The sequence below is a fragment of the Actinomyces sp. ICM47 genome, from assembly GCF_905369875.1.
Classification (GTDB): Bacteria; Actinomycetota; Actinomycetes; order Actinomycetales; family Actinomycetaceae; genus Pauljensenia.
Genome location: NZ_CAJPJE010000032.1, coordinates 1 through 26890 on the forward strand (window position 1 = coordinate 1; position 26890 = coordinate 26890).

Sequence of the window (26890 nt, forward strand, 5' to 3'; positions counted from 1 at the left end):
CTACCTGGGCGTGCGGCTCCTGCCCCTGTTCGCGCGCAACTCGCGCTTCATGGGTACGTAGTCGTCCATTCCGATAACGTCGCGCGGACACGATGTCCAGGAGGTCCTCAAGCGAGAGAAACTCGCACGGCATGGTGTTACTGGCCGAGTCGCTCAAGTGCGTCCCCCCAGCGCTCAACGGTTTGGTTGAGTGCGTCGGTGACGCGCTGGTGGTGGGTCATGCGGTTGAACTCCTCGTCGATGGCGCGCAGCACTGCATCGTGTTTGGACGTGCCGGAACGCTGGGCGAGCTCGTCGAGCTTGCGTGCGTGTTCCTCGTCGAGTCGGAGTGTCATTGCCATATCGACACGGTATCACTCTGATACCACCTGCGCGGCCTGCCTACAGCCAGCCGGCCGCACGCGCCAGGGACGCGGCCTCGGCGCGGGTGCGCGCGTCCATCTTCAGCATCGACGAAGACACGTGGTTGCGCACCGTGCCCTGGCTCAGGTGCAGGGAGCGGGCGATGTCGGCGATGGTGCCGCCGCCCTCGACCTCGCGCAAAACGTCGGCCTCGCGCTCCGTCAGGGGCGAAGACCCCGTCGAGAGGGCCTCGAGCGCCAGGCTCTGATCAATCGCGCGTCCGCCCGCGGCTACCGTGCGCACACCGTCGGCCAGGGTCTCAACCGGTGCGTCCTTCACCATAAAGCCCGTGGCACCCGCGTCGAGGGCGCGCTGCAGGTACCCCGGGCGTCCAAACGTCGTCACGATCAGCACCCGCACGCCCGGGAAACGAGCGCGGATCGCCTGAGTTGCCGTGATGCCGTCCATGCGCGGCATTTCGATGTCAATGATCGCGACGTCGGCGGGGGCATTCGCGCAGGTCGGGCCGGACGAGTCCGCCAGGCGTCCCAGCTCTTCCAGAGCTTGCGCGCCGTCTGCAGCCTGCGCGACGACCTCAATGTCGCGCTCCAGGTCCAGCAGCCCCGCCAGCGCCCCGCGAATCATCGCCTGGTCGTCGGCCACGAGCACCCGAATCGTCACGTCACCCTCCTGTATCTCTGTGCCTGGGGTACAAGGCTAACGCAGGTAAGAGGCTCGTTTCTCTGATCGGCTCACCCCTCAGGACGAGGCCGACTCGCCCTCCCGGGATCGCGCGGTGCTCAGGGAGGGGGCCACGGCCTCGTCGATGAGGGACGCCTGCCCCGCAACGTCAGGACGAGTGGGCGGCGGATTTGGAATCGAAGGACAGAGCGAGCGTCCACGTGGAACCCGACGTGCCCCACGTGAGTGTGCCCTCGTCGCCGACCAGCTCGGACAGGCCCGCCAGGCCCGCCCCCGACCCCGCGCTCGACGCGGCGTAAGCGGCCGTGTATCCGTCGTTCGTGACGGTGACGCCGTCCGGAGAGAGACGGACGCGAACCCACGAGGGGCGTGCGTGCAGGATCGCGTTCGTGACACCCTCGCGGATCACGTGGGCGGCGGCGGTCGAACGAGGACCTGACGGCGGCTCGCCCTCATTCGTGATCTCGGCGTCGATGCGCGCAACCTCCAGAAGCGAGCGGGCCTCCTCAAGCTCCTCTCCCGGGGACAGCGCCCGCGTTGCCGCCACGATGCGGCGAACGTCAGCCAAGGCCTCGTTCGACTGCACGGTGACCGCGCGAATCTGCTCACGCGCTTCCTCCACGCGCCCCGCCTCCAGGAGGCGACCTGCCAGCTCGGATACCATCGTGATCCCCGTCAACGAATGCCCGAGGATGTCGTGCAGATCCGTGCTCAGGCGAGCCCGCTCCGCCGCCTTCGCCCGCTGGATCGCGTCCTGGCGGCGCAGGTGCTCGCGGGCCGAACGCTCCATGCGCCAGCGGGCCACCCCCACGAAGACACACAGCAACACCAGGTACCAGCCCATCCACAAGGGCTCACCCTGCGCGTAGCCGGCCACGCCCGCGATAGCGGTCACCGGCACGAGACCCGCGATGATGAATCTACCCGGTGCCTGGAACACCCACGCGACCAGCAGATACGACGTCAGCATGAACGCGTGAGGGGTGTCGAGGGAGACCGCATACACGAGGTAGGCAACCGTCGCGGCCACCAGCGCCGCGTGGGAGAGGATGAACGGCCTCGTGAAGGAGTTACGCGCAGGCAGGGGATTGGTCAGCCACGTCGCCGAGTTAACGACCGCGAGAAGGGCACATAGTCCGATGAGGCCCGCGCGCTGGGCCGGATCCGTCAGTTCCAGGGCATAGGCGAGGGGGAACCCCATGAACAGCATCCACGGGGCCGCCCACGCTAGGGAGATCAAGCGCTCCTTCATGACACTAGCCTAGCGATCCGTGTCGTGAGACGCGCCCCACCAGGCGATGCCCGCCGTGACGACCGCCCACCCGGCGATGTTGAGCCACGCGGCGGTCGGCATCGTCACGGTTCCGGCGACCGCGTAGATCGCCTGGACGGCACCGTACAGGGGCGTGAACGGCGCGATCTGCGCGACGAAGGGCGGCAGCTGGTCCAGCGGGATGAACATGCCGGACACGAAGGCACCCATCAGCATGACGAACGCGGAGGCGCTGTAGGCGTTCTCGCCCTTGATCGTGTAGCCGCAGGCCAAGCCAATGAGCGCACCCAGGGCCGACAGTGCGATGACCACTGCGGCGCTGGCCGCCCACGCGCCGGCGGTCATTTCTGCGCCCGTGGCCAGGCCAAAGCTGAAGGTGATGAGCGTGATGAACGCGCTCAGCGCCACGAGCGCGCTTAGGCGTACCAGCAGGATCACCCACGGCTGGATGGGGGTCAGCGCGTACATGCGCGAGATGCCGGTCGTACGCTCGACGGACAGCGTTGCGCCGAGGGATCCGCCGACCAGGATGACGCCGTACGTGGTCATCATCGCGATCATCGCGGCCGCCAGGTTCCCGCGCCCGGTCTGGGTCGCGCGCGCAACGTCCGTCATGCCGAACATCGCGTACATGAACATGGGCAGGAGCACTGCAAACGCCATGTTCCACGGGTTAAGGATGTGGGACAGGAACGTCGCGCGCCACAGCTTCCCCGCGCCCGTGAAGGGGGAGGGGATCGGTCGGTCGGTGGCTCGCGAGGGTGTATGGGTGGTCATGATTCCTTCTTCGTGTGTCGTATCTGGGGTCGTGGGGTGGGGGCCTTGGTGTCGGCCTCGGGACGGCGCCGGGCCTGTCTCGCGCGGGCCTTGGACGCCCGTGGGGACGAGGTCTGGGCTGGGTTCTCGTGTCTCGGCTGCCCGTCGCGCACGGTTGGCTTCGGGGCGGTGGCGGTTTTTCGGGGCACGTGACCCCGAGCGCTCACTCGGCGTCCGCGTGGGAGGTGATGCGCTCAAAGACGTCTTCGAGGTCCTCGTTGTCGGCGACGACCTGCTCGGTGGGTGCGTCCAGGAGGACCTTTCCGGCGTCGATGATGACGATGCGGTCGGCGTCCTTGCGTGCCTCGGTCAGGTAGTGCGTGGCGAAGAGGAGCGTGCGGCCCTCCGCGGCCTCGGCGCGCATCGTCTCCCAGAAAGCGCGGCGGGCCAGCGCGTCCATGCCTGCGGTCGGCTCGTCGAGGATCAGGAAATCCGGGTTGCCGGCCAGTGCGAGGGCGAGGCGCACCCGCTGGCGCTCGCCGCCGGATAGCTTGTTGAGCGGGCGCTTGGCGAGCTTCGTCAGGTTCGCGTGCTCCAGGAGCTCATCGGTGGGGATCGGGTTGGCGTGCATGGCGGCAACCAGGTCGATCGTGTTGCGGACCTTCCCGTCGCGTGGCATCGATCCGGTCTGGAGCATCGCGCTCACGAGGGAGCGGCGCACGGCCTCGCGTGGGCTCATGCCGTAGACGCTGATGTCGCCCTGCGTGGGGGTGGTCAGGCCGAGGACGATGTCCAGGAATGTGCTCTTGCCAGCACCGTTGACTCCGAGGAGCGCCACGATCTCGCCGGGCATGAGGGTGAGGTTCACGCCGCGCAGCGCGTCGACGTGGCCGAAAGACTGGTGGATGTTCGTCGCCTGAAGGGCGGGCGTTGTGTTCGTGTTCATGACTCCCAGTCTGCGCTCGTATTAATGGGGCGGGAAGTGTCCTTTGATGCAGGAGGAGCCATGACAAATGTCAGGGGTGTGGGCCTGTAACTCGTACGCGGGCCCTCTAATACGCACGTGGGCCTGCTAATCCGCACGTTAACCGGCTAATACGTGCCTGGGCAGCCCCGCCCACACTCCAACTAGCGGGTTTGCGTGCGATATAGCGGGTTTAGGCTCTCAATTACGGGTGCATGTGCGAGCAATACACCATAACAAGAGGCTATTACGCCCAAAACGCAGACCACCTCGCCCTCAACAGCCCATTTTCAGCGTTTTTCACCGAGGTGGTCTGCACTTTGAGCACCACACCGCCTCAAGTCGTGGCTTCACCGCCACCAAACGGGAATGTTGCATCATTAGAACCCCGACACGTCGGCAGCCATCTCCTCATTCTGTAAAATCCCACCGCCACCGGTGTGGAGAGCATGGACAAATCGGAAGGGCCTGGCTGCGGTGCCCGTGGGCGGCGGCGGGACCTGGATGGGATACGCACAGTAACGACGAACCCCACTGGTGTGGAGGGTGCCGGAGGAATTGGTGGGCCTGGCTGCGGTGCCCGTGGGCGGCGGCGGGGCCTGGCCGGGCTTCGAGACGACGCGCCGAGCCGAAGGCTCGCGGCGCGGACGGCGAGCGGGCGGGCCGCCGCCCACGGGCACGCACAGCAGCCCGGCCCCACGGGCACGCACAGCAGCCCGGAACAGCCGTGGGGCACGCGAGAAACAGCAGGGGCCCGAAGCGCCGCAGCGCCTCGGGCCCCACACTCACGTGCGGCAGTTGCTTACAGGTTGAGCTGGATGTTGCGGCCGGGGACGGCCTCGATCAGCTCGCGCGTGTAGTCCTCGACGGGGTTGTTGAACAGTTCGTCGGTGGTGTTGGCCTCGACGAGCTTGCCCTTCTCCATGACGATGACGTCGTCGGCGATCTGGCGGACGACTGCCAGGTCGTGCGTGATGAACAGGTAGGACAGGCCCAGCTGTGCCTGCAGGTCGTTGAGCAGGTACAGGATCTGGTTCTGCACAAGCACGTCGAGCGCGGACACGGCCTCGTCCAGGACGATGACCTCCGGGTTGAGCGCGAGGGCGCGGGCTACGGCCACGCGCTGGCGCTGGCCGCCGGAGAGTTCGTTCGGGTAGCGGCGCATGGCGCTGCGCGGCAGGGCTACCATGTCGAGCAGCTCGGCGGCGCGTTCGATGCGCAGCTTCTTCGGGTTGAGTTCGCGCTTTTCGGCGGCGGTTAGTGTGCGCTTTCCGTCGGAGGCTTCGACGAGCTTCGTCATCCACTCTTCGGGTTCGCGGCCGGTCGCTTGTGCGCGCGCGATCTCCTGCTTGGCGTACGCCAGGGTGCCGTAGCCGTGGATCTTCAGTGGCTCCTCGATCAGGCGGAAGATCGAGTACATCGGATCCAGGGACCCGTAGGGGTTCTGGAACACGGCCTGGAGGCGGCGACGCAGCTGGAATAGTTCCGTGCGTGTCATCGTCGAGGTGTCCTTGCCGTCGAAGAAGATCTTGCCGGCGGTGGGTTCGAGGAGTTGGAGGATCATGTTCGCGGCGGTCGACTTGCCGGAGCCGGATTCGCCGACGACCGCGAGGGTCGTGCCGCGACGCAGCTCGAAGGACACGTTGTCGACGGCCAGGAAGGTGTCGTTGCCCTTCTTGGCACCACGGATGTCGAATTCCTTGGTGAGGCCTTCGACGCGGATGATTGCTTCCGTGGAGGTCGCGCCCTTGCCGGCACCTGTGAGTTCCTCTTCGGTGACCGAGATGCCCTGCTTGTGGGCGGATTCGATGCGGGCCGAGGCGAGGGAGGGCGCGGCTGAGACGAGGCGCTTCGTGTAGGGGTGCTGAGGGTGCTGGAGGATCTCCAGGGCGGGGCCGGATTCGACGATGCGGCCGCGGTGCATGACGACGAGCTGCTCGGCGCGTTCGGCTGCCAGGCCGAGGTCGTGCGTAATGAACAGCACGGCGGTGCCCATTTCGGCGGTCAGCTTGCCGAGGTGGTCGAGGATGCGGCGCTGGACGGTGACGTCCAGGGCGGAGGTGGGTTCGTCGGCGATCAGCAGCTTGGGGTGCGCGGCCATGCCGATGGCGATGAGGGCGCGCTGGCGCATGCCGCCGGAGAACTCGTGCGGATACTGCTTGGCGCGGCGTTCGGCGTCGGGCAGGCCGGCTTCCTCGAGGAGCTGGCTGACGCGTTCGCCGACCTCGCTCTTGGGCACGACGTTGTTTGCGAGCAGGGCCTCCTTGACCTGGTAGCCCACGCGGAGCACGGGGTTCAGGTTACTCATGGGGTCCTGGGGGACGAGGCCGATGCCGGATCCGCGCAGCTCCACCCACTGGTTGGCGGTCAGGTTGGTGATGTCCTGGCCGTCGAACTCGATGGTGCCGCCCGCGACCTTGCCGGTGCCGGGCAGCAGGCCGATGACGGCGGCGGCGGTCGTGGACTTGCCGGAGCCGGACTCGCCGACGATGGCGACGGTCTGACCGGGGTAGATGGTCAGGTTCGCGCCGCGCACGGCGGGGACGACGCCGGTCGAGGAGGTGAAGGTGACTTCCAGGTCTGTGATCTTGAGCAGGGGGCGCTCGTCGTCCGGGTGGACGTCGGACGAGGCCGGGGCCGCGCTGGGGGCGACGGCTCGTTCGACGATCTCTTCCATCTCCTTGTCGGAGAGGGCGGGGTTGTTCGTTTCGCTCACTTGCGTGCCTTCGGGTCGAGGGCTTCGCGCACGGCGTCACCCATCATGATGAAGCTGAGGACAGTCAGGGCCAGGGCGACGGCCGGGTAGAAGAGCACCATGGGGGCGTCGCTGAGCTGGTCTTTGGCCGTTGAGATGTCGGCACCCCAGGAGACGATCGTGGGCGGCAGGCCGATGCCCATGAAGGACAGGGATGCCTCAGACACGATGAAGGTGCCCAGCGCGACGGTCGCGTACACGATGATGGGGGCCATCGAGTTGGGGATGATGTGGCTCATCAGGATGCGCCCGCGCGAGGCGCCGGTGGCGCGTGCGGCGGTGACGAATTCTTCGTTCTTGGCGCTCATGACGGAGCCTCGCGTGATTCGCGCGATGGATGTCCACGCGAAGGTTGACAGGACAATGACGACCATGGCGATGGAGCGGGATTCCTTGAACATCTGCATGAAGACGATGGCCGCGAGGAGCAGCGGGATCGCGAAGAAGACGTCGGTGATACGCGAGAGGAGGGCGTCGATCCAGCCGCCGACGTAGCCGGCGATGGCACCGATCGTGCCGCCGATGATGACGACGGCGATTGTGGTGAGCACGCCGACGGAGACGGAGGCGCGGGCGCCGTAGATGACGCGCGAGTAGATGTCGCAGCCCTGCTTGTCGAAGCCGAAGGGGTGGGTCCACAACTCAGGGCCGCCGAGCGAGCGGGAGAGCTCGCAGTAGCGCGGGTCCTGGCTGGTGAACAGCGAGGGGAAGAGCGAGATCATGATGGCCACGAAGATGATGATGGCCGCGAACCAGAAGAGGGGGCGGACGCGCAGTCGCTTCCAGGCCTCGCCCCACATCGAGGAGGGGGCGCCCTCGTCGGGCACTGCGTCGACGGCACCGAGGCCGGTCTCGTCGATGTCGGAGACGTAGTGGTCCTGCCCGGCGCGGGTGCGGGCGATGTTGGCGGAGGGGATGATGTCACTCATAGCGGATCCTCGGGTCGAGCACGGCGTAGAGGAGGTCAACGACAAGGTTGGCCAGGATGTAGACGAGGACGAGCACGGTCGTGATGGACACGACGGTGGGGGCCTCGCCCAGTCGGATGGCCTGCCAGAGCGTGCCGCCGACGCCGTTGATGTTGAAGATGCCCTCGGTGATGATGGCGCCACCCATGAGGGCACCGAGGTCGCCGCCGAGGAAGGTGGCGACGGGGATGAGGGAGTTACGCAGGATGTGGCGCGACATGACGGCGCGGTTGGTCAGGCCCTTGGCGCGTGCGGTGCGCACGTAGTCGGCGGAGACGTTCTCGGAGACGGACTGGCGGGTCAGTCGGATGACGTAGGCCAGGGAGACGCCGCCGAGCACCATGGCTGGCATGGTGAGGGATGCGAAGTCGACGGAGACGCTGGCTGTGACTGGTAGGATCCCGAGTTTGATGCCGAGGAGGAACTGTAGGACGAAGCCGAGGACGAAGGTCGGCACTGAGATCAGCAGGAGCGAGAACACGAGGATCGTGGAATCGAACCAGCCGCCGCGGCGCACGCCGGCGATGGTGCCCAGCGTGATACCGAAGATGGATTCGATGGCCAGGGCGTAGATGGCGAGGGCCATCGTGACGGGGAACGCCCGCGCCATGACGTCGATGACGGGCTGCTGGTTGAAGGATTTGCCGAAGTCAAGGGTGAACACACCCTTGAGGTAGAGCAGATACTGCATCCAGAAAGGTTGGTCGAGGTGGTACTCGGCGCGGATCTTCGCAGCGGCCGCCTCGGTGAGGCCGCGGTCGCCGCCGAGCGCGGCAACGGGGTCACCTGGCATCAGGTAGACCATCGCGAAGATCAGAAAGGTGGCTCCGAAAAAGACCGGGATGGTCTGGAGGAGTCGCCGTCCGATGTAGCGGAGCATGGGCAATCCTTTAGATTCGTGTCGAGGGATGGGCGCGGTGCCGCTCCCGAGCGTACGCCCCGCTGGGGGCGGGGCTGCCTATATCTCCCATCATAGGGTAAAGAATGAGCAAATGAAGTATGGGGTTCGTTATGTGGCCGGTGGATCAGGCGTGTTCCCCCCTGCTGGTGGGCGAAAGTGTGGCCCACGATGCGGGCATGTACGAGGCCGGGTCGGGTTGGGTGCGCGGCTCGCCTGTCGGTGGGCTATTTGTTGCGAGAGGGGGGCGGGTGGCTTGAGCCACCCGCCCCCCTCGAGAGGTCAACTCCTAGGAGTTCACTTCTTCGCGGTCGTCTTGGTGATCTTGTAGGCGATCGGCTGGCCGTGCCAGTCGAAGCTCACATTGTCGACCTTGTCGTTCCATGCGCCGTTGGCGTTGTAGTACCACAGCGGGATGACGGGCAGGTCCTTGAGGAGGAGTTCCTGGGCCTGCTGCATGATGGCGATGCCGTCGTCTTCCGTGGCGGCACCGGCGGCCTGGGTGATCAGGCCGTCGAACTCCGAGGAGGAGTAGAAGCCCTTGTTGGAGGCTGCGCCGGTCACGTACAGCGGCTGCAGGAAGTTGTAGATCGACGGGTAGTCGGCCTGCCAGCCCGAGCGGAAGGCTGCGCCGATGGTCTTCTCGTCCTCCTGCTGGAGCATGGTCTTGAAGTCGACGATCGGCTTGCCCTCGGCGCTGATGTTCAGCGTGTTCTTGATGGAGTTCGCGGCAGCATCCACCCATTCCTTGTGGCCGCCGTCGGAGTTGTAGGCGATCTCGAAGGTGCCGTCCCACGGGGCGATGGCGTCGGCCTGGGCCCACAGTTCCTTCGCCTTGTCGGAGTTGTAGGTCAGGACCTCGGAGCCGGGCAGGTTCTCGGAGTAGCCCTTGAGGGTGGGGGCGGTGAAGTCCTTGGCGGGGGTGCGGGTCTTCGAGTAGATCTGATCGGTGATCTCGTCACGGTTGATGGCCATGGAGATGGCCTGGCGGCGCAGCTGGCCTTCCTCGCCGGAGAAGTGATCCAGGTACTGCGGGATGGTCAGCGTCATGATGCCGGCGTAGGGCATGTTGACGGAGCGGTCCGCGAAGGTGGTCTGGTAGGAGCCGATGGCCGAGGAGGGCATGGCGTCCAGAACGTCCACGTTGCCGGCCTTGAGGTCGTTGTAGGCGGCGTCCATCGACTGGTAGAACTTGAAGACGACGCCCTCGTTCTGTGCCGGGGTGTCCCCGACGTAGTTCTCGTTGGGGACCAGGGTCACCTTGACGTTGTGCTCCCACGCGGTGTCGGAGGCGAGCTTGTAGGGGCCGTTGCCGACCGGCTTCTGGCCGCCGGCCTCGGGGTTGTCGAGGGTCGAGTCGGGCAGCGGCGCGTAGGCGGTGTAGCCGAGGCGGCTGACGAGGTCGTAGCTGGGCTGCTTCAGCTTGATCGTGAAGGTGTAGTCGTCGACGTCCTCGACGCCGGACAGGTCGCCCGCGTCCTCTTCGTCGGTGCCTTCGAAGGAGTCGAAGAAGGAGGCCTGCGTCTGGTTCTGGGAGGTGATGAGCTTCCATGCGCGGGTGAAATTCTCAGCCTTGACGGGGGTGCCGTCGGAGAACTTGCGGTCCTGGTGGAGCTTGACGGTCCAGAGGGTGTTGTCCTCGTTGGGTTCGATGGACTCGGCGACGTCGAGGACGGGGGTGCCGTCAACGTCGTAGCGGACGAGCTGGCTGAACATTGCGGACAGGATTTTGCCGCCGCCGTTTTCGCTGGTCATACCCGGCAGGAGCGGGTTCTGGGGTTCGGAGCCGTTCATGACGACAGCGTTAGCGTTGGTGCCGCCAGAGCAGGCGCTCAGCGCGAGTGCGGCGCCGACGGGAATGGCGAGCCATGCCTTCTTCAGGTTCACGGTTACTTCCTCCTGGTTGATGGACGGGACCGTGGGGCGGTGCCCTAGGTCATGGTCTGAGGGTAGCTTGTTGAACGTGGAAGATCCCGTGGCTGTCCATCATGTGCGCATTACATTTTGGTTACAAACGTAAAAAGAAGGTCAAATAATGGTGTGAGTCACATAAAAGGGCTGTTTTGTGACCAAACAATCAATCGATGAGGCCGGGGTGAGGAGCGCGATCACCCATCCTCAGCCCCGGCCTCGTCCATAAGAAAGGACTCAGGAGAGCAGACCCTTGGAGGTCAGCCACTCGCGCGCGATCTGCGAGGCCGACTTCTGATCCTGCGTAGACGCGCGGTTCATCTCGACCAGGTCCGAGGGTTCCAGCGCAGCACTCACCCGATTGATGACGCCGGCGGCTTTGTCATCCACTCGCGACGAGGCGAGGGGCACGACGTGCGAGGCCAGGAACAGGCCCTGCGGGTCCTTCAGGACCGTCAGCGACCCGTCGGCCAGCACCGGATCCGAAGAATAGATGTTTGCCAGCTGAATATCGCCGTCTGTCAGGGCCTTGACGGTGAGCGGGCCGCCCGAGTCCTCAATCGGCGTGAAATTGACCGACACTCCATAGATCTGCGCGAGTCCCGCCGGGCCGTACGGGCGCGTCTCCAGCTCCGAATTTCCTCCCAGGGTCAGCGGCCCTGCCCCGGCCAGATCCCCGATGGACGACAGCGAATGCTCAGCTGCGAAGTCGGCCGTCACCACGTAGGAATCCTGGTCGGTCGCCGGTGCCTGATCGAGGGCCCGCAGCCCCTGTGGGAGGAGGGTGGTCAGCGCGTCGTAGACCTCGTCCGTCGAACGGGCGGTCGCGTTCTGATCGAGATATTGCAGCAGGTTGCCCGTGTACTCGGGGAACACGTCGATTGTGCCGGCCTCGATCTCGGGCATGTAGACCTCACGCTGACCGATCCGCATCTGTCGGTCCACCGCGTACCCGGCGTTCTCCAGGGCCTGGGCGTAGACCTCGGCAACGATCTCGTTCGAGTAGTAGTCCTGCGAACCCGCGACGAGCGTCGTCGAGCCGCTCTTGGAGCCTTCTGCGCTGGCGTTGCCGCTGATCGACTCCGCCGAACCGCAGGCGGCCAGAGCCAGTGTCGAGGCCGCGATGGCAGCCATTGTGATCATTGTGCGTTTCATAGTGACTCCTTGAGTGAGTTGTTCTCTTCGTCAGCGAAAGAATGGGTGCGGTCCCGAAGCCGCCGGGCGATGAGCGCCAGGAGCGCGTCGGTTGCCAGCGCAAGGGCGACCACGACGATCGCGCCGCCGATCATCTGCGCGTAATCGCGGGTCTTCAGGCCCGCGTACAGGAAACGGCCCAGGCCGTAGTTCGCCGTGTAGGCCGCTAAGGTGGTCGTCGCGATCACCTGCAGGGTTGCCGAGCGCACGCCCGCCGCGATGAGGCCGGCCGCGTGGGGGAACTCCACCTGCGCGAGGATCTGGGGTTCCGTGAGTCCAATCGCTCGCGCCGCATCCACGGTCGGGTGCGGCGTCGAGGCGATCCCCGAATAGGTCGCCGACAGCAGCGGTGGGATCGCCAGCACTAGGAGTGCCAGCGTTGGTGCCGCCAGCCCGATCCCCAACCACAGTCCGGCAAGCGTCAACACGCCGAGGGTGGGGACCGCGCGGGCCGCTCCCGTCGCGCTCACCAGCCACCGGCCCCTGCCCGTGTGGCCGATCACCGTGCCCAGCGGCAGTGCGACGAGGGATGCGAGGATGACGATCAGGAAGGTGAGGCCCAGGTGCTCGGCGCTGCGAGTCAGAATCCCCGACTCTCCCAGCCAATTCGCCGGGGTAGCCAGCCAGCTCAGGGCTTCGAGGAAAATACTCATGCGCGCTCCTGACGGACCCACGGGGTCAGCGCCCAGCCGATGACCTGTACCAACGCGTCGATGGTGAGCGCGAGAAGAACCGTCGCGACCAAGCCAGCCACGACCTCGACGGTGATGCCGCGCTGAAAACCATCCGTGAACAGCGTGCCCAGCGAACGCACCCCGATAAACGCGCCCACCGTCACCAACGACACCGTGGACGTGGCGACCACGCGCGTGCCCGCCACGATCACCGGCGTCGCCAGGGGCAGCTCCACCTCCACGAAACGTCGCGGCAGCGAGTAGCCGCACGCGTTCGCGGCCTGCAGGGTCGCGCCCGGGATCGCGCGGAAACCCTCAGCCACCTGGCGCACCAGCACCGCCACGCCGTACAGCGTCAGCACCGCGATCATGTTCGCGTTTGAACGTAGCGCCACCCCAATGATCACCGGAATAACCACCAGCAGCGGCAACGAGGGCACCGCGTACAGTGCCGACAGCGCCGACAGAACCCATCCGCCGCGGCGCGAAAAAGCCGCCCAACGTGCTACAGGCACCGAGAGCACGACCGAGAGCGCGATCACCGGCAGGGCGATCCACAGGTGGGCGAGCGTGAGTTGCCCGATCAACGCCCAATTCGAAGACAGCCAGGTCACGAGCGCTCCCCGGCGACGGGCCGGGCGCTCCCGCGCGGCGTGGGTGATACGCCCGACGCGGCCGAGGCCTCGTCCCCGTCGCGTGCGAGCAAACCCACGGGCGTCCCGTCCTCGTCGAGGACCAGGCCGCCCGGCCCGGCAATGCGCACCGGGCGCGCCGCCCGCGAGGCCCCCACGAACTCCGCGACAAAAGGCGACGCGGGGGAGGAGATCAGCTCGGCGGGGGTGCCCACCTGCTCGATGCACCCGCCCGCGGAGAGAACCGCGACCTGGTCGCCCAGTGTGAACGCCTCATCCACGTCGTGCGTCACGAACAGGATCGTCGTTCCCAGCGCCCGCCGAATCTCCTTCAGCTCCCGCTGCAAGTCCGCGCGCACAATCGGGTCCAGCGCCCCGAACGGCTCATCCATCAGCAGGATATCCGCGCGGTTCGCCAGCGCCCTGGCCACGCCCACGCGCTGGCGCTGCCCGCCCGACAGCTGGGATGGGTAGCGATCAGCCATCTCGCGCTCCAGGCCCACCAGCGTCAGGAGCTCGAGCGCGCGCTCGCGGGATTCTGCCTTGTTGACGCCCTCCAGACGTGGAACGGTCGCGATATTGTCTGCGATGCTTCGATGCGGAAACAGGCCGCCCTCCTGTAGGACGTAACCGATCGAGCGGCGCAGACGCACCGGGTCCGCGCCCGTCACGTCTTGGTCGCGCACGAACACCGTGCCCGAGGTCGGGGTAACCATCGCGTTCACCATCCGCATGAGCGTCGTCTTGCCGCAGCCCGATGTGCCCAGGAACACGGTCGTTGATCCCTGTTCGATGGTGAGAGAAAAATCGTCGACGGCTTGCGTGCCGCCCGGGTAGGTCTTGGACACGTGGTCGAAGCGAATCATGCGCGGCCCCTGCGTGCTGCCGCGCTGCGGCGCGTGGGGTCCGAGGCCTCGGCAATGAGGGTGAGGGCTCGGGCGAAACTGTCCCGCTGATTGGGGGACAGGGGAGCGAAGAGGCGGTCCTGTTCGGCAGCGACGATGGTCTCTGCGCTCGCGAGGTGGTCGATGCCTGCGTCCGTCACAGTCAGGATGATGGCGCGGCGGTCGTGCTCGCAGGGCGTGCGGTGCAGCAGACCGTCACGATGCAGACGATCCACGAGGCGCGAGGCTGCGCCCAGCGTGATGCCCTGGCTCTCCGCCACCTCCTGTATGCGGCAGGCCCGGGTGTCTCGGACCGTGCGTAGGACCAGAAAGCGGCCCAGTGACAGGGGGTTTCCGGCCTCCGTGAGGGCGGCTTCGAGCGAGTTCCAGACCCGCAGTTCCGCACCCACGAGGGCGGTGAATAGGGATGACGTATTCGTTGCCATGTATATGATCCTAGGGGGAAATGATTTCTATGTCTACTTTCTGTCAGGTCGAGGATGTGTCACTCGTATGTACGGCGTGACCGCGGTGGTACAGTGCGTTATGTCGGCAACGGTGCGGGCGCGCGCAGTGAGGAGGTCGCAGGTGCGACAACGGCTCTACAACCTGTTAAACGGCGATGAAGGCCTTGCGATGTGGTGCGGGCGCGTCATGACAGTCCTTATCATCGCCAGCCTCCTGCCCCTGTGCTTCAAAGAATCCAGCCCCATCCTCGAAACAATCGAGTACGGGTGCGTCCTCGTGTTCATCGTCGAATACCTGGCCCGATGGGTCACGGCGGACCTGAAGCTCCGAAAAGGGGCGCTGTCTTTCGTGATCTACCCGTTCACGCCGATGGCGATCATCGATTTGCTGTCGATCCTGCCCGTCTTCAACGCCCTCAACGACGCGCTGCGCACGCTGCGAGTCCTTCGCCTCTTCCGCGCCCTGCGCGCCTTCAAACTCATTCGCTACTCGAAGAGCGCCTCCGCCATCGCCGCCGTCTTCGAGAAACAGTGGGAAGCCCTGCTCGCCGTCCTCTGCCTGGCGATCTGCTACATCCTCGTCAGCGCCCTCGTCATCTTCAACGTCGAACCGGAAACCTTCAACACCTTCTTCGATGCCGTCTACTGGGCTGTCGTCTCCCTCACGACCGTCGGCTACGGCGACCTCTACCCCTCCTCCGACGTGGGACGCGCCATCGCCATGATCTCCTCGCTCATGGGCGTCGCTGTCGTCGCGCTGCCCTCGGGCATTATTACGGCGGGCATGCTCGACGAACTGCGCGGAGAGGGGGACTCGGGCGACGAGCGGTAGGGGCTGGGGCAAGAAACGCTGAGGGGCCGACGGCGCTCGGCGCGGCGGGCGCGCAGAATGAAGGTCGCATCGTTGTCATATCGCGTCTCTGTGAGGAGCCACTCCTTCAGTTGTGAGCATAAGTGCCGCCCTGCCGACAAGGATTCGACGGCATCGGGCGTAGGTTAAAGGATAACTAATCAAGCGTTGCTGAAAGGCCCCATGCTCCTCGTCGGAATGATCGCAGCCCTCCTGGCCGCCGCCCTCCACGTTTTCATCTTCTACATCGAGTCCTTCGCGTGGACCACGCGCGCCCTGTCCGTCTTCGGCATGGATCGCGAATCCGCCGAGGCAACCAAGGAAATGGCCTTCAATCAGGGCTTCTACAACTTCTTCCTCGCCATTGAGGCATTCGTGGGCATCGCCGTCTACTTCCTGGCCTCTCCGACCGTCGGCCTAACCCTCGCGCTCTTTGGCGTCGGCTCCATGCTTGCCGCCGCCCTCCTGCTTTTCGTGACATCCCCCGACAAGCGTTCCGCCGCGATCAAGCAGGGTTTCCTGCCCCTCATCGCTGTCGCAGCCCTCGGAGTCGCTGCCCTCCTCTGAAAAGTCGCATGCAATTCTCAGGCGGTCACTTTGTGGGCACGTCTGAAAACGTTGAAATTCCAGGTATTGCGCTGATCGGACTCTCGGCGTCGTCGGGGAATTGCATGCGGAATTGGGAAGATAAACGAGGCCGGGGTTCAGCCACGCTCCCACCGCGCGGTGAGAGAATGACCGGACCCCGGCCTCGTCAATGAATGCGTCAGATCAGGCGTCAGCCCGCTGCGCGGGGGAGCGGTGGCGCTTCGAGTACGCCTCACCCTCCAGCTCCGAACCCGATGGCGCGGACGCGGGCGTCGCCGCCTCCAGGTTCGTGCCGCGCAGCTTCGAAATCAGGCGCATGCCGTGGTAGATCACCAGAGCCGAGGCAGTGCCCAGAGCGATGCCCTCGAAGGACATCCCGCCCACGTTCCACGTGAAGTTCGCGATCGCGACGATCAGAGCAACCGCGGCGGTGTTCAGGTTCACCGGGTTGGAAAAGTCCACGCGGTTCTGCACCCAGATGCGAACGCCCAGCATGCCGATCATGCCGTACAGGACCGTGCCCGCGCCGCCGAGCACGCCCGGGGGAATCGTCGCGATCAGGGCACCGAACTTCGGCAGCATCGACAGGACCAGGGCAACGGCAGCCGCAATGATGTACGCAGCCGTCGAATACACGCGGGTCGCCGCCATCACGCCGATGTTCTCCGCGTAGGTGGTCGTACCCGAACCGCCGCCGCTGCCGGCCAGCATCGTTGAGAGGCCATCCGCCATCAGCGCGCGGCCCGTCAGGTCATCCATGTTCTCGCCCGTCATCGCGGACACGGACTTCACGTGGCCGACATTTTCAGCAACCAGGATGAACACAACCGGCAGGAACAGGCCGAGGGGCGAGACGGAGAAGGCCGGGGTGTGGAACTCGGGGAAACCAATCCAAGCGGCCTGACCGACGCTAGAGAAGTCAACCTGACCCTGGATAATCGCAGCCAGGTAGCCGATCAACACGCCGATCAGGATGGAGAGGCGGCCGAGAATACCCTTAAAGAGAACAGTCACAAGGCAGATCGACACAATCGTCACAACAGCCGTGATCGGTCCCTGCTTCACCCAGTTCCATGCGGCGGGAGCCAGATTCAGGCCGATGAGCGCCACGATCGCGCCCGTCACCACCGGCGGCATCACCGCGTCAATCCAATGCACGCCCGCGAAGTGGACGATCAGGCCGACGAGTGTGAGCGTCGCACCCACGGCGATGATGCCGCCGAGCGCGTAGGAAGAACCCAGGGTCCCCGACACCGCCTGGATCGGCGCAATCAGCGCGAAGGACGACCCCAGGTACGAGGGCAGACGACCCGCCGTAATCAGGAAAAACAGCAGCGTGCCGATCGCGGTGAAAAAAAGCGTTGTTGACGGCGGGAAACCAGTCAACAACGGAACAAGGAACGTCGCACCAAACATTGCGACCACGTGCTGGGCACCAATGCCAATAGTGCGTGGCCACGACAGTCGCTCACCCGGGAGGACGACGTCACCTGGATTAATGGACGTGCCGTTACCGTGAAGCTTCCAACGGAACAGCGAGGTCTTCGTTTCGCTCATAAGCGTACAAATCCGATCAGTTGATGGGCGGGATGGCCGTACCGGTCGGAACAACAGGGTAGCGCGTTCAGCTACTGACCTGCGCATTTTGACGCTGAAAACGCGCATGCGCCGACAAAGTGTGGTGGACGCCCCTTTCGTTATGCGATAGTGGACGCATGAGCGCACAGGCACCCTACCCAACCCCCGCCCCCAGCGGCGCGCCTTCGGGGAAGGCAGCCACGGCCTCGTACCCGGCCACGCCCTCATACCCGGGCGCGACCCCGTATCCCGGCGCTTCACACCCGGCCTCGCCGTTTTCTTCGGACCAGGTCGACCCGTACGCCTACATGTCAGCCGCGCCCGACGCGACCAACGCGGGTACCGCCCCCTTCCCCGGCACCGAATACGTCGACTCGTACGAAGTGTTCGCCGGCGGCGGCTACACCTCACCCAAGCCAATCACCAACCCGCTGGCGCGCACCTCCCTGTGGTTCGCGGTCTTCAGCATCCCCGGGTTGGGCATTCCGCTCATCATCAGTGTGGTCCTGGCGATCATCGCCCTCATCAGAGCGCAGGAACTCCCCGGGAGGATCGGCACGCGCGAGGCGCTCGCCGTGCTGATTTACGACGCCTTCGTCGTGTTCTTCGTACTCGCTATGTATTCACTGGCGTAGGTGGAATGCGCGTGACTCGGCGTGCTGTGACGTGCCCCATTGGCTTGGATTGGCGCTGCGGGGTGTTTATTGCTTATGATTGTCCGGCACGATGTGCACGGAGGATTCGCCTAGTGGCCTATGGCGCACGCTTGGAAAGCGTGTTGGGTGCAAGCCCTCGGGGGTTCGAATCCCCCATCCTCCGCCGCTAACCCCGGGACCCATTGAGGTTTCGGGGTTTTTGTTGCTTGTGGCACCGCAGGTGTTCCCGGCAACGTCGGACCCTCCGGCGCCCGTCGCACCGGTGACGCTTGTCGTGCTGTGTGCACTGGCCAGGCCCCGCAGGCCTCGCGGCGGCCTCCAATCGGGCGGGGCATGTCGCTGTGAGTGGCCTGGCTCTGCCGCCGCCCGCGGGCACTGCTGCCAGGCCTTGGGGGTTCCCTGGCGAGCGTCAATCGTGCGGTTCTTTCCTTGCCGCGCCCCGGCCTCGTTCCCCGTGAAACGCGCGTGAAACGGTGGGGGAGAGTGGAGTGGACCTCAGGCCTCGACCCGACGTGCTTAGATCCCGAGGCCCTCGACGATCTCCGCTCCCGGGAGCGCGGAAAGGATCTCGCCCGTCACGAAAAGCTTCGAACAACGCAGACCCGAGCCGATGCAGCTCCAGCCCGACGCGCACGCCGAATCGATGAGGAGTCGCCATGAACTGGGCACGCCCACCGGTGTGATCCCGCCGTATTCCATGCCCGACGCTTCGACGGCGCGGTCCTGCGGCCAGAAGCTCGCTTTGCGCACATCGAGACGCTTCTTCACGACGTGATTGATGTCCGCGTTCGTCGTCGCGCGCACAACGCACGCCGCGATTCGTTCCTCGCCGGCGCGCTTGCCCGCCACCAGGATGCAGTTCGACGACAGTGCCAGGTCCATGCCGAACTCGCGGGTCATGACCTCTGTGTCCGCCAGCTCCGGGTCAATCGCGACGGCGAGGGCCGACGAGGCCGTGGCAACCCCGCGCTCGGCCAGTGCGGTGAGTGCTCTCGCAACCGGCGGCGCGAGCAGGTCCAGATGATCCAAGGCGGGCGCCGGCTGCAGCGAGCCGACGCCGGGAATGATGATGTCGCTCATGCCTCCCAGCGTAAGACGCGCGTCGCAGCCGCGCGGTCGGGGGCCGCTGCGTGAGTCGACGTGACAGCGGGGCTACGTGAACGCCAGGCGGGTGTGCGCTCTCGAGTCGGCGGCGTCCTGAGGGTGGCTGATTCTGCCATGATTTCGCGCGCTTGTGTGTGTTTGTGGCGGAGCGGCTGCGCGCGGGGGCGGAAAACGTGTATGCTGGTGGCCGGTCCTCCGCGTGACGGTATCATCCGAACCTCCCCAGGGCAGGAATGCAGCAAGGATAAGGGTGCGCTGCCGGGTGCGCGGAGGATCTCTGTATATGCTGCTCGTTTTCGGTCGGCCACAGGATGCAAAACTAGAGTGTGCTTCAGGCCATATCATTTGATTTTGCATATCGGCGAGAAGCGTGTAAGCTTATGCTCAGCCAAACGGCAAAGCGCCCGTAGCTCAATGGATAGAGCATCTGATTACGGTTCAGAAGGTTGGGGGTTCGAGTCCCTTCGGGCGCGCAGCGGCCCCCCTCGGTGCGATCCACCGGTGGGGGTTCTGCATTTTAGAAAGCACTCCTGCGGGAGTGCTTTTTTCATATCTGCCGACCACTGCGGCGATAGCCATGACCGGTGGGGTAGCGCGCTGCGACGCGTCACGCGCTTGGCGGCGTCACGACCCACGGCTCGGTCGGCAGCGCACGCAGCCCCTCAATCCCCAGTGCATCTGCGATATCGGAGGCGCAACGTGCCCCGGGTACTCCCAGGGAAGACCCAATGAAGGCCACGACGTCCGCGGTGGACCAGCCCAGGCCTCGTAAATCCGAGAGAGTGACCGCGCCGTCGCGCTTGGCCAGGCGCGCTCCAGAGGGTGCGAGCGCGAGGGGCACGTGCGCGTATGTCGGCTCGGGAGCGCCCAGCAGGTGCGCGAGCTGGGCCTGCGCGGGTGCCTGAGAGAGCAGGTCGAAGCCGCGTACAACCTGGTCGACGCCCTGGTAGGCGTCGTCGACGACGGCCGCCAGGTTGTAGGCGGGCACGCCGTCCGCGCGGCGCACGACGAAGTGGTCGACGGGTCCGGTGTAGGAGCCGTGCAGCTCGTCGAACACGGTCCACTCGGGTGAGGGGGCGGCCAGGCGCAGGGCGGGTGCGCGCCCCAATGCGGCCAGAGCGTCGCGCTCTGATTCGCTCAACGACAGGCACGTCCCCGGGTAGTGGCCGGGCGGCACGTGCGGCGCGGAGGCGGCCTCGCGGATGTCACGGCGGGTGCAGTAGCACTCGAAAATGAGGCCGCGCGTGGCCAGCGATGCCAGGGCGGCCTCGTGCGCGTCGGCCCGCCCTGTCTGGATGAGCGGCTCGCCATCCCAGTTGACGCCGATCGCCTCCAGGTCCTCGATCTGACGCTGAGCGGACCCCGCGCGTTCTCGGTCGATGTCCTCGATACGCAGGACAAAACGCCGCCCGGTCGTGCGCGCCCACGCCCACGCGAGGATCGCGGTGCGCAGGTTGCCCAGGTGGAAGTCGCCCGTGGGGGAGGGCGCGAATCGTCCGGTGTTCGTCATACGCCCAGTGTACGAGGCCGTGGCCGCCTCCCGGGATCCGCCTCCCCGGGCGGGTAGCTCGACGGGCGTACAGTGGGGGACATGACGAAATTTCGAGTGCCCGACTGGTTGGCGGTCTTCGTGGGCGGGGTCGCTGGGACGGCTGCACGCGCGGGACTGGATGAGGTCGCGAAGGCGTCTCCCGTGCGCGGCCTCTTCCTGTCGTGGTCGACGCTGACGGTCAATGTGGTGGGAGCGTTCCTGCTGGGCGCGCTGGCCGCATGGGTGGCGGGACGCCTGGCGCGCAGCGTGGGCGATCCGGCGTCACTCAAGACGTGGAAGCTCCTGATCGGCACCGGTTTTGCGGGCGCGTTCACGACGTACGGGACGTACATCGTCGCGTCGGTGGGGTACGCGTCACTCAACGGAATTGTCGAGGCCGTCTCTCAGTCCCTTGGTCTCCTCGCCCTGGGTGCAGCTTCCGCGTGGGCGGGTGTACGCATGGGGGAGTGGCTGTGCGAACCGTCAGCGGCCTCAACGGTCTCCGCGGCATCCGCCAATGACGAGGAGGGCCGAGCATGACGGGAGGGACCTTCCTGGGTGTGGCCCTGGCGGGTGGTGTGGGCGCGTGCGCCCGCTTCTGGCTGGACCGGGGCGTGCAGCGCGCCCTGTCGTCGTGGGATGACCCGGCGGCCGCAAAGCTCGGTATCTTCGTCGTGAACGTGATCGGCTGCTTCCTGGCCGGCGCGGCCACCCAGTTGGTGCCGGGCGCGCTCATGCCCGCTGTGTCCACGGGCTTCCTGGGTGGTTTCACGACGTTTTCGACGGCGCTCCTGGACGCGGTGACCCTGTGGGGTGACGGCTTCCGGGGCCGAGCGCTGGCCCTCGCGCTGGGAACGTGGGCGGCCTCGTGGGCTGCGGCACTGGCGGGCATTGCTTGCGCCGGATAGGGAGTTTTCTGCGTAACTATAACCACTATGTGGGCCGATCAGTGAGGGTTTAACCACGATACGGAGTTTTGTAACGACATGCCGCGCGCGCCTGTACAACGCCCCCATATGCTGATTGTGCGGGCCAAACGGCCCAGTAACGGAGAAGCTCATGATTGACCTCACCGGGGTGTCCAAGATCTACCCCGTGAAAAACGGCGGCCAAGTCGTCGCACTCGATGGGGTGAACCTGCACGTTGACCGCGGCTCGATCCACGGCATCGTCGGTCGATCCGGCGCGGGCAAGTCCACTCTCATCCGGTGTTTGACAGCCCTCGAGAAGCCCACCGAGGGACACATCGTCGTCGACGGCCACGACCTGGCCGCCCTGTCCGGCAAGCCACTGCGTGCCGCGCGTCGCCGTATCGGCATGGTGTTCCAGGCCGCGAACCTTCTGGACGCGCGCACCGCCGCCGAGAACATCGGCTACCCCCTCAAGCTGGCGGGCGTCCCCGCTGCACAGCGCCGCGCGCGCGTCGAGGAACTCCTCACGCTCGTCGGCCTTGAGGGCCGCGGCGACTCCTATCCATCCCAGCTGTCCGGCGGTCAGCGTCAGCGCGTCGGCATCGCCCGCGCCCTGGCCGATGAGCCCGCCGTGCTCCTGTGCGACGAGCCGACCAGCGCGCTTGACACCGAGTCCACCGCGCAGGTCCTCTCGCTGCTGCGCGAGATCCGCGATGTCGCCGGCGTCACCGTCGTCATCATCACCCACGAGATGTCCGTCGTGCGCGAGATCTGCGACTCCGTGACTCTTCTCGGCCACGGCCAGGTCCTGCAGACCGGCACCCTCGAAGAGGTCGTCGCCGACTCGGAGACCCCGCTTGCTCGCGAGCTGGTTCCCATGCCGCTCGTTGATTCGGAGTCGACCGCCGAGGGTGCTGCCACCCTTGACGGTCGCACGAAGAACAGCGTCCTCCTCGACGTCGTCTTCACCTCGCACCCGGGCGTGCCCACGGGTGCGACCGTGCTGCGCCTAGCCTCGTCCATGGGCGCGGACGTGACCGCGGGAACCTTCGAATCCCTCGGATCCGTGCAGGTCGGTCGCCTGGCCCTGACCGTCCCCGCCTACCACGCTGACAAGATCATCGAGCAGCTGCGTAAGAACAACGTCCATGCGGAAGTGAGGGACCAATGATCACCGCACATCTCGCGAGTGCGACCGCGCAGGCCGCCGCGCAGGCGCTCGTGCCCACAGGCAAGGGCGACCCGACGTGGTTTGACAACCCGGCACTGACCCAAAAGTTTGTCCCAGCGATCCTTGAAACCCTCATGATGACGGGCCTGTCCACGCTCTTCGCGGTCATCATCGGCACGCTGCTGGGCCTCCTCCTGGTCCAGACCGGCAAGGGTGGCCTGACCCCCAATAAGGGTGTCTACCAGGCCGTGTCCTTCGTCGTCAACATCGTGCGCTCCTTGCCCTTCATCATCGGCATTATCATGCTGATCCCGGTCACGAAGGCGATCGTCGGCAAGTCCACGGGCTCGCTGGCCACCGTCGTGCCCCTCGTCATCCTCTCCGCGCCCTTCTTCGCCCGACTCGTGGAGACGAACCTCCTGGCCGTTGACCCCGGCAAAGTCGAGGCCGCCCAGATGATGGGTGCCTCGAACCGTCAGATCCGCTGGGGTGTCCTCATCCGCGAGGCCATGCCCGCCCTCGTCCAATCGATCACGACCCTGGCGATCACCCTCATCGGCTACTCCGCGATGGCGGGTGCTGTCGGCGGCGGCGGCCTGGGCCAGATGGCCATCAACTACGGCTACAACCGATGGCAGGACGACGTCATGATCTCAACCGTCGTCGCGATCATCGTGATCGTCCAGGTCATCCAGCTGATCGGCGACCTCATCTCGCGTCGTCTCGACCACCGCGCGCGCTGAGAAGCTGAGAAACCGCGGGCACCATCTCATCCACCTGAGGTCACCCCGGCCTCGTCCCATCCCATCGAAGAACACAGAAAAGAGAAGCATCATGTGTCATCGCTCTGTCGCGGCCCTCGCCCTGGCGGCCGTTGCCTCCCTGGGCCTGGCGGCCTGTTCCGGCGGCTCCACTTCCTCCACCCCCTCCGACGTCAACACCCTGAAGGTCGGCGCGACCCCCTCGCCGCACGCGAAGATCCTGAACTACGTGAACGACAACCTGGCCGCGGATGCGGGCATCAAGCTCGAGGTCGTCGAGTACACCGACTACGTCCAGCCCAATACGGCCCTCAACGACGGCGAGCTTGACGCTAACTTCTACCAGACCGTCCCCTTCCTGGAGAACGCGGAGAAGCAGGCAGGCTACGATTTCGAGGCGGGAGCGGGCATCCACCTGGAGCCGCTCGGCATCTTCTCCAACAAGCACCAGTCGCTCGACGAGCTGCCCGATGGCGGCACGATCGGCATCATTTCGGACACCTCCAACCAGTCGCGTGCGCTCCAGCTCCTGGCCACGCAGGGCCTCGTGTCCATCCCTGAGGGTGACGGCGACGTCAACATCAACACCGTCACCAAGCTGAAGAACTTCGATTTCCGTGAGGTCGAGGGCCCGCAGCTGGTTCGCTCGCTCGATGACTTCGACTACGCGGTCATCAACGGTAACTTCGCCCAGGAGGGCGGCAAGTCCATCTCCTCCGACGCGCTCGTCGTGGAGTCTCCCGTCGATAACCCGGCCGTGAACGTCCTCGTGTGGAAGGACGGGTCGAACAAGGCCGAGGCCATCGCCAAGCTCGAGGAGCTCCTGCACTCTCCCGAGGTCAAGCAGTACATCGAGCAGACCTGGCCCGACGGCTCGGTTATCCCGGCGTTCTGAGAACGAGGCCGGGGCGCGCAGCGGCGAGCGTGCGGCGGGTCGACCGCCCAGCGAATACCGCGCGTGGCCGTGGCGTTTAATGGGTGGGCCCCGGAACCGTGAGGTTCCGGGGCCCACCCATTTATAAGTACTTCACTTGGTGCGCGTGTCGAGCGGGAACTCGGCGTCCGGCTCGTGCGTGATGCGGTTGCGCAGGTCACGGCGGAAGACTTCGATGACCCATAGCCAGATGATGTGGGCCGAAGAACTCGGAGAAATGTTCCGCGAAGGGCTGGTTCCAGGGTGCCGGGACGGTGCCCATCAGCGGCATAAGGATGATGTGGAATCCCACGTAGACGACAATGCCGAAGGCCGCGCCCTGCCAGAGCTTGATCTGGGGGAAGCGTTCGGCCAGCACGCAGTAGATGACCGCGAAGCCGATCGAGAAGGCGAAGTGGACGATGAAGGAGACCCAGGGGAGTCCCTCGTTGCCGTTGTAGGTGTAGGACAGGTGGGTGACGCTCTCCGGGACGCCCAGCTGCTGGAGCAGTTGCTGCGGCGGGTTGGTCGCGTTGCGGACGGGAGTGCGCGGAGGTAGCGGCACCTCCCAGCCGAACTTTACGATGGCGGAGACGATACCGCCGAGAACACCTGCGAGCGCTGCGACGCCGTAGCGGCGGCGCTTGGGATTGGTCTGAATAAGTGCCATGTGTCAAGCATCCGACGTGATTGTTGAAGTTTCGAGGGCTTTGGTGACTTAGTGCTCAAGGTCACAGTCGTGCGCCACCTGCGATAACAACCGAAAACTAGCCAATCTGGTCGAATTTTTGGAAGGGATACCTCGGAATTATGCGGGTGGGGGGAGGGACCCAAGTCCCTCCCCCCACCCGGAGTTGTTCGTGAGTCGCATCGACCTGAACGGCGGTCGACGCACGCCTCGTCAGTCGACGATGCCGTACAGGCGGTCACCCGCGTCGCCCAGGCCGGGCACGATGTAAGACTTCTCGTTGAGACACTCGTCGACAGCGGCGACGACGACGTTGACGTCGGCGCGATCACCAATCGCGGCCTCAAGCGTCGCGACACCCTCGGGGGCAGCCAGGATGCACACGCAGGTAACATCCTTCGCGCCGCGCTCAAACAGATAGTTCGTCGCCGCGACCATCGTGTGGCCCGTGGCCAGCATTGGATCGAGCACGAAGCACTGGCGACCCGACAGGTCGTCCGGCAGGCGGTTCGCGTAGGTCTCGATCTCGAGGGTGTTATCGTCGCGACGCATGCCCAGGAAGCCAACCTCGGCGGTGGGCAGCAGGCGGGTCATGCCCTCGAGCATACCCAGGCCAGCGCGCAGAACGGGCACGACGATCGGGCGCGGCTCGGACAGCGTCAGGCCGGTGGTCGGCGCAACGGGGGTCTCGATTGGGGTATCGGACACGGCGACCTCGCGGGTCGCCTCGTAGGCAAGCAGAGTGACCAGCTCGTCAACGAGCTGGCGGAACGTCGCCGATGGCGTGTTGCGATCGCGTAGAACAGTGAGCTTGTGAGCGATCAGGGGGTGATTAGCTACGTGGAGGCGCATGGTTATAGGCTACCTCGTACGCGTGGGCGTGCGCACCCCGGTGCTTCGGGCACGAGGCCGTGGCTGCCCGTGCGCAGCAGGTGCTGACCATCTGTCAAACTCAGAGGCCAATCGTGCCTCACAGAGACCCCGCACCTCCGGTTACCTCAATGATGATTTGGCCGGTAAGCTAAGAGGGTGTCAGTGAATGAGCAGTATCGTGAGGCCATGGGCAAAGCCCTTTTCTTGGCCAATCGCGCCCGCGAAACGGGAGACGTCCCCGTCGGTGCCGTCGTCGTCGACGCCGATGGCCACATCATCGGTCGAGGGTGGAACTGTCGCGAGGCTCATCACGATCCCACGGGCCACGCCGAGATCGTCGCCCTGCGCGAAGCAGCCCGCGCCCTGGGCACGTGGCGCCTGACTGGTTGCACCCTCATTGTTACTCTCGAACCCTGCACGATGTGCGCGGGTGCCATCCTGGCCTCGCGCGTCGACCGCGTCGTCTTCGGTGCCTGGGACCCCAAGGCTGGTGCCGCCGGCTCCCTGCGCGATGTCCTGCACGACGCCCGTATACCCCACCCGACCGAGGTCATTGGCGGCGTCCTCGCCCAGGAAGCAGCCATGCAGCTGCGCTCCTTCTTCCTCGGACAGCGCGCCGCCAACGAAATGCCCGTCGTTGAGGCCCCCGTCCACGAGCCCGGTGACCTGCCTGCCCCGGCCCCCGCCCTACCTCCCGCCGAGGATGCGCGTGCCAACAAGTCCGTCCCCGCCCCGACCCGCGCCAGGGGTACGCGCGCCAACAAGCCCGCCCCGGCCCCGTCCCCGGAGCGCTACGACAAGCAGGCCCAGGTCTACCCGGGCGTGACCGTCGTCGTCCCTCCCCCC

Annotated in this window: 27 protein-coding genes, 2 tRNA genes, 1 other RNA gene and 1 pseudogene; 12 read left to right on the forward strand and 19 right to left on the reverse strand. The window is 65.7% G+C overall.

What is annotated here, in order from left to right; all coding sequences use genetic code 11:
- Nucleotides 1–137 precede the first annotated feature (137 nt).
- The 14 genes from QZ149_RS06990 to QZ149_RS07055 all read right to left on the reverse strand — a co-directional run bounded on the left by QZ149_RS06990 (nt 138) and on the right by QZ149_RS07055 (nt 14399).
- The gene (locus tag QZ149_RS06990) at nt 138–341 is read right to left on the reverse strand and encodes a type II toxin-antitoxin system VapB family antitoxin (RefSeq protein ID WP_291450620.1); all 204 of its coding nucleotides are present in this window, start codon (nt 339–341) and stop codon (nt 138–140) included.
- 40 nt (nt 342–381) lie between these two features.
- On the reverse strand, nt 382–1023 hold the full coding sequence (locus tag QZ149_RS06995; RefSeq protein WP_291450621.1) for a response regulator transcription factor: 642 nt from the start codon (nt 1021–1023) through the stop codon (nt 382–384).
- Nucleotides 1024–1192: 169 nt separating this feature from the next.
- Nucleotides 1193–2296: a histidine kinase gene (locus QZ149_RS07000; protein ID WP_291450622.1), complete on the reverse strand. Its 1104-nt coding sequence runs from the start codon at nt 2294–2296 to the stop codon at nt 1193–1195.
- 9 nt (nt 2297–2305) lie between these two features.
- Nucleotides 2306–3094, reverse strand: a complete 789-nt coding sequence (locus QZ149_RS07005) for an ABC transporter permease (protein ID WP_291450623.1) — start codon at nt 3092–3094, stop codon at nt 2306–2308.
- A 202-nt stretch (nt 3095–3296) separates the two neighbouring features.
- Nucleotides 3297–4019 carry an ABC transporter ATP-binding protein gene (locus tag QZ149_RS07010; RefSeq protein WP_291450625.1) on the reverse strand — a complete coding sequence of 241 codons (723 nt, stop codon included), beginning with the start codon at nt 4017–4019 and terminating at the stop codon, nt 3297–3299.
- A gap of 820 nt (nt 4020–4839) precedes the next feature.
- Nucleotides 4840–6753, reverse strand: coding sequence for an ABC transporter ATP-binding protein (locus QZ149_RS07015; protein WP_291450626.1), 1914 nt, complete (start codon nt 6751–6753; stop codon nt 4840–4842).
- Nucleotides 6750–7721: an ABC transporter permease gene (locus QZ149_RS07020; protein ID WP_291450627.1), complete on the reverse strand. Its 972-nt coding sequence runs from the start codon at nt 7719–7721 to the stop codon at nt 6750–6752. Before QZ149_RS07020 ends, QZ149_RS07015 begins: the two co-directional genes overlap by 4 nt.
- Entirely contained in the window at nt 7714–8640 is a 927-nt protein-coding gene (locus QZ149_RS07025) for an ABC transporter permease (RefSeq protein ID WP_009648267.1), read from the reverse strand. Before QZ149_RS07025 ends, QZ149_RS07020 begins: the two co-directional genes overlap by 8 nt.
- 315 nt (nt 8641–8955) lie before the next feature.
- On the reverse strand, nt 8956–10545 hold the full coding sequence (locus QZ149_RS07030) for an ABC transporter substrate-binding protein (RefSeq protein ID WP_291450628.1): 1590 nt from the start codon (nt 10543–10545) through the stop codon (nt 8956–8958).
- A gap of 261 nt (nt 10546–10806) precedes the next feature.
- Nucleotides 10807–11724: an ABC transporter substrate-binding protein gene (locus QZ149_RS07035; protein ID WP_291450629.1), complete on the reverse strand. Its 918-nt coding sequence runs from the start codon at nt 11722–11724 to the stop codon at nt 10807–10809.
- A complete protein-coding gene (locus tag QZ149_RS07040; protein ID WP_291450630.1) occupies nt 11721–12416 on the reverse strand; it encodes an ABC transporter permease subunit in 696 nt (231 codons plus the stop codon). Before QZ149_RS07040 ends, QZ149_RS07035 begins: the two co-directional genes overlap by 4 nt.
- Nucleotides 12413–13051 carry an ABC transporter permease subunit gene (locus QZ149_RS07045; RefSeq protein WP_291450631.1) on the reverse strand — a complete coding sequence of 213 codons (639 nt, stop codon included), beginning with the start codon at nt 13049–13051 and terminating at the stop codon, nt 12413–12415. Before QZ149_RS07045 ends, QZ149_RS07040 begins: the two co-directional genes overlap by 4 nt.
- Nucleotides 13048–13935, reverse strand: coding sequence for an ATP-binding cassette domain-containing protein (locus QZ149_RS07050; RefSeq protein ID WP_291450632.1), 888 nt, complete (start codon nt 13933–13935; stop codon nt 13048–13050). The genes QZ149_RS07045 and QZ149_RS07050 overlap by 4 nt, the downstream gene beginning before the upstream one ends.
- Entirely contained in the window at nt 13932–14399 is a 468-nt protein-coding gene (locus QZ149_RS07055) for a MarR family transcriptional regulator (RefSeq protein WP_291450633.1), read from the reverse strand. Before QZ149_RS07055 ends, QZ149_RS07050 begins: the two co-directional genes overlap by 4 nt.
- Nucleotides 14400–14541: 142 nt before the next feature.
- On the opposite strand from QZ149_RS07055, the gene QZ149_RS07060 reads away from it, so the two are divergent.
- On the forward strand, nt 14542–15252 hold the full coding sequence (locus tag QZ149_RS07060) for an ion transporter (protein WP_291450634.1): 711 nt from the start codon (nt 14542–14544) through the stop codon (nt 15250–15252).
- Nucleotides 15253–15453: 201 nt separating this feature from the next.
- Nucleotides 15454–15837 (forward strand): DUF1304 domain-containing protein, encoded by a 384-nt coding sequence (locus QZ149_RS07065; protein WP_291450635.1) that lies wholly within the window; start codon nt 15454–15456, stop codon nt 15835–15837.
- A gap of 204 nt (nt 15838–16041) precedes the next feature.
- On the opposite strand, the gene QZ149_RS07070 is transcribed toward QZ149_RS07065, so the two are convergent.
- Nucleotides 16042–17415, reverse strand: a complete 1374-nt coding sequence (locus QZ149_RS07070) for a solute carrier family 23 protein (RefSeq protein ID WP_291450636.1) — start codon at nt 17413–17415, stop codon at nt 16042–16044.
- A 158-nt stretch (nt 17416–17573) separates the two neighbouring features.
- On the opposite strand from QZ149_RS07070, the gene QZ149_RS07075 reads away from it, so the two are divergent.
- Together QZ149_RS07075 and QZ149_RS07080 are read left to right on the forward strand one after the other, a co-directional pair.
- Nucleotides 17574–18071 carry a hypothetical protein gene (locus QZ149_RS07075; RefSeq protein WP_291450637.1) on the forward strand — a complete coding sequence of 166 codons (498 nt, stop codon included), beginning with the start codon at nt 17574–17576 and terminating at the stop codon, nt 18069–18071.
- A gap of 99 nt (nt 18072–18170) precedes the next feature.
- A tRNA-Ser gene (locus QZ149_RS07080) sits at nt 18171–18255 on the forward strand.
- A gap of 353 nt (nt 18256–18608) precedes the next feature.
- Here QZ149_RS07080 and QZ149_RS07085 read toward each other — a convergent pair.
- Nucleotides 18609–19172 (reverse strand): YbaK/EbsC family protein, encoded by a 564-nt coding sequence (locus tag QZ149_RS07085; RefSeq protein ID WP_291450638.1) that lies wholly within the window; start codon nt 19170–19172, stop codon nt 18609–18611.
- Between the two features lie 210 nt (nt 19173–19382).
- Between QZ149_RS07085 and ffs the strand changes: the two genes are divergently transcribed.
- Together ffs and QZ149_RS07095 are read left to right on the forward strand one after the other, a co-directional pair.
- Nucleotides 19383–19478: signal recognition particle sRNA small type (gene ffs, locus QZ149_RS07090), an RNA gene on the forward strand.
- 118 nt (nt 19479–19596) lie between these two features.
- Nucleotides 19597–19669 (forward strand) — tRNA-Arg (locus tag QZ149_RS07095).
- Nucleotides 19670–19803: 134 nt separating this feature from the next.
- Here the strand turns inward: QZ149_RS07095 and gluQRS are convergent.
- Complete coding sequence (gene gluQRS / locus QZ149_RS07100) at nt 19804–20706, reverse strand: tRNA glutamyl-Q(34) synthetase GluQRS (RefSeq protein ID WP_291450639.1); 903 nt, start codon at nt 20704–20706, stop codon at nt 19804–19806.
- Between the two features lie 81 nt (nt 20707–20787).
- Here gluQRS and QZ149_RS07105 point away from each other — a divergent pair, with 81 nt between their 5' ends.
- The 5 genes from QZ149_RS07105 to QZ149_RS07125 all read left to right on the forward strand — a co-directional run bounded on the left by QZ149_RS07105 (nt 20788) and on the right by QZ149_RS07125 (nt 24465).
- Complete coding sequence (locus QZ149_RS07105) at nt 20788–21267, forward strand: CrcB family protein (protein ID WP_291450640.1); 480 nt, start codon at nt 20788–20790, stop codon at nt 21265–21267.
- Complete coding sequence (locus tag QZ149_RS07110) at nt 21264–21635, forward strand: CrcB family protein (RefSeq protein ID WP_291450641.1); 372 nt, start codon at nt 21264–21266, stop codon at nt 21633–21635. Before QZ149_RS07105 ends, QZ149_RS07110 begins: the two co-directional genes overlap by 4 nt.
- Nucleotides 21636–21786: 151 nt before the next feature.
- The gene (locus QZ149_RS07115) at nt 21787–22809 is read left to right on the forward strand and encodes a methionine ABC transporter ATP-binding protein (RefSeq protein WP_291450642.1); all 1023 of its coding nucleotides are present in this window, start codon (nt 21787–21789) and stop codon (nt 22807–22809) included.
- Nucleotides 22806–23552, forward strand: coding sequence for a methionine ABC transporter permease (locus QZ149_RS07120; RefSeq protein ID WP_291450643.1), 747 nt, complete (start codon nt 22806–22808; stop codon nt 23550–23552). Before QZ149_RS07115 ends, QZ149_RS07120 begins: the two co-directional genes overlap by 4 nt.
- Before the next feature lie 91 nt (nt 23553–23643).
- A complete protein-coding gene (locus QZ149_RS07125; RefSeq protein ID WP_291450644.1) occupies nt 23644–24465 on the forward strand; it encodes a MetQ/NlpA family ABC transporter substrate-binding protein in 822 nt (273 codons plus the stop codon).
- A 132-nt stretch (nt 24466–24597) separates the two neighbouring features.
- Here the strand turns inward: QZ149_RS07125 and QZ149_RS07130 are convergent.
- Together QZ149_RS07130 and upp are read right to left on the reverse strand one after the other, a co-directional pair.
- Nucleotides 24598–25153: pseudogene (locus tag QZ149_RS07130) on the reverse strand (YagU family protein).
- A gap of 231 nt (nt 25154–25384) precedes the next feature.
- Nucleotides 25385–26023 (reverse strand): uracil phosphoribosyltransferase, encoded by a 639-nt coding sequence (upp, locus tag QZ149_RS07135; RefSeq protein WP_291450645.1) that lies wholly within the window; start codon nt 26021–26023, stop codon nt 25385–25387.
- 183 nt (nt 26024–26206) lie between these two features.
- Between upp and tadA the strand changes: the two genes are divergently transcribed.
- Nucleotides 26207–26890, forward strand: a 684-nt coding sequence (gene tadA, locus QZ149_RS07140; RefSeq protein ID WP_291450646.1) for a tRNA adenosine(34) deaminase TadA, incomplete at its 3' end; no start/stop codon positions are given.

What these genes read in the sequence shown, in the direction of transcription:
- QZ149_RS06990 (WP_291450620.1), bottom strand. Translation starts at nt 341, where the DNA reads ATGGCAATGACACTCCGACTCGACGAGGAACACGCACGCAAGCTCGAC.
- QZ149_RS07000 (WP_291450622.1), bottom strand. Translation starts at nt 2,296, where the DNA reads ATGAAGGAGCGCTTGATCTCCCTAGCGTGGGCGGCCCCGTGGATGCTG.
- QZ149_RS07005 (WP_291450623.1), bottom strand. Translation starts at nt 3,094, where the DNA reads ATGACCACCCATACACCCTCGCGAGCCACCGACCGACCGATCCCCTCC.
- QZ149_RS07010 (WP_291450625.1), bottom strand. Translation starts at nt 4,019, where the DNA reads ATGAACACGAACACAACGCCCGCCCTTCAGGCGACGAACATCCACCAG.
- QZ149_RS07020 (WP_291450627.1), bottom strand. Translation starts at nt 7,721, where the DNA reads ATGAGTGACATCATCCCCTCCGCCAACATCGCCCGCACCCGCGCCGGG.
- QZ149_RS07025 (WP_009648267.1), bottom strand. Translation starts at nt 8,640, where the DNA reads ATGCTCCGCTACATCGGACGGCGACTCCTCCAGACCATCCCGGTCTTT.
- QZ149_RS07035 (WP_291450629.1), bottom strand. Translation starts at nt 11,724, where the DNA reads ATGAAACGCACAATGATCACAATGGCTGCCATCGCGGCCTCGACACTG.
- QZ149_RS07040 (WP_291450630.1), bottom strand. Translation starts at nt 12,416, where the DNA reads ATGAGTATTTTCCTCGAAGCCCTGAGCTGGCTGGCTACCCCGGCGAAT.
- QZ149_RS07050 (WP_291450632.1), bottom strand. Translation starts at nt 13,935, where the DNA reads ATGATTCGCTTCGACCACGTGTCCAAGACCTACCCGGGCGGCACGCAA.
- QZ149_RS07055 (WP_291450633.1), bottom strand. Translation starts at nt 14,399, where the DNA reads ATGGCAACGAATACGTCATCCCTATTCACCGCCCTCGTGGGTGCGGAA.
- QZ149_RS07065 (WP_291450635.1), top strand. Translation starts at nt 15,454, where the DNA reads ATGCTCCTCGTCGGAATGATCGCAGCCCTCCTGGCCGCCGCCCTCCAC.
- QZ149_RS07070 (WP_291450636.1), bottom strand. Translation starts at nt 17,415, where the DNA reads ATGAGCGAAACGAAGACCTCGCTGTTCCGTTGGAAGCTTCACGGTAAC.
- QZ149_RS07075 (WP_291450637.1), top strand. Translation starts at nt 17,574, where the DNA reads ATGAGCGCACAGGCACCCTACCCAACCCCCGCCCCCAGCGGCGCGCCT.
- QZ149_RS07085 (WP_291450638.1), bottom strand. Translation starts at nt 19,172, where the DNA reads ATGAGCGACATCATCATTCCCGGCGTCGGCTCGCTGCAGCCGGCGCCC.
- gluQRS (WP_291450639.1), bottom strand. Translation starts at nt 20,706, where the DNA reads ATGACGAACACCGGACGATTCGCGCCCTCCCCCACGGGCGACTTCCAC.
- QZ149_RS07105 (WP_291450640.1), top strand. Translation starts at nt 20,788, where the DNA reads ATGACGAAATTTCGAGTGCCCGACTGGTTGGCGGTCTTCGTGGGCGGG.
- QZ149_RS07110 (WP_291450641.1), top strand. Translation starts at nt 21,264, where the DNA reads ATGACGGGAGGGACCTTCCTGGGTGTGGCCCTGGCGGGTGGTGTGGGC.
- QZ149_RS07115 (WP_291450642.1), top strand. Translation starts at nt 21,787, where the DNA reads ATGATTGACCTCACCGGGGTGTCCAAGATCTACCCCGTGAAAAACGGC.
- QZ149_RS07120 (WP_291450643.1), top strand. Translation starts at nt 22,806, where the DNA reads ATGATCACCGCACATCTCGCGAGTGCGACCGCGCAGGCCGCCGCGCAG.
- QZ149_RS07125 (WP_291450644.1), top strand. Translation starts at nt 23,644, where the DNA reads ATGTGTCATCGCTCTGTCGCGGCCCTCGCCCTGGCGGCCGTTGCCTCC.
- upp (WP_291450645.1), bottom strand. Translation starts at nt 26,023, where the DNA reads ATGCGCCTCCACGTAGCTAATCACCCCCTGATCGCTCACAAGCTCACT.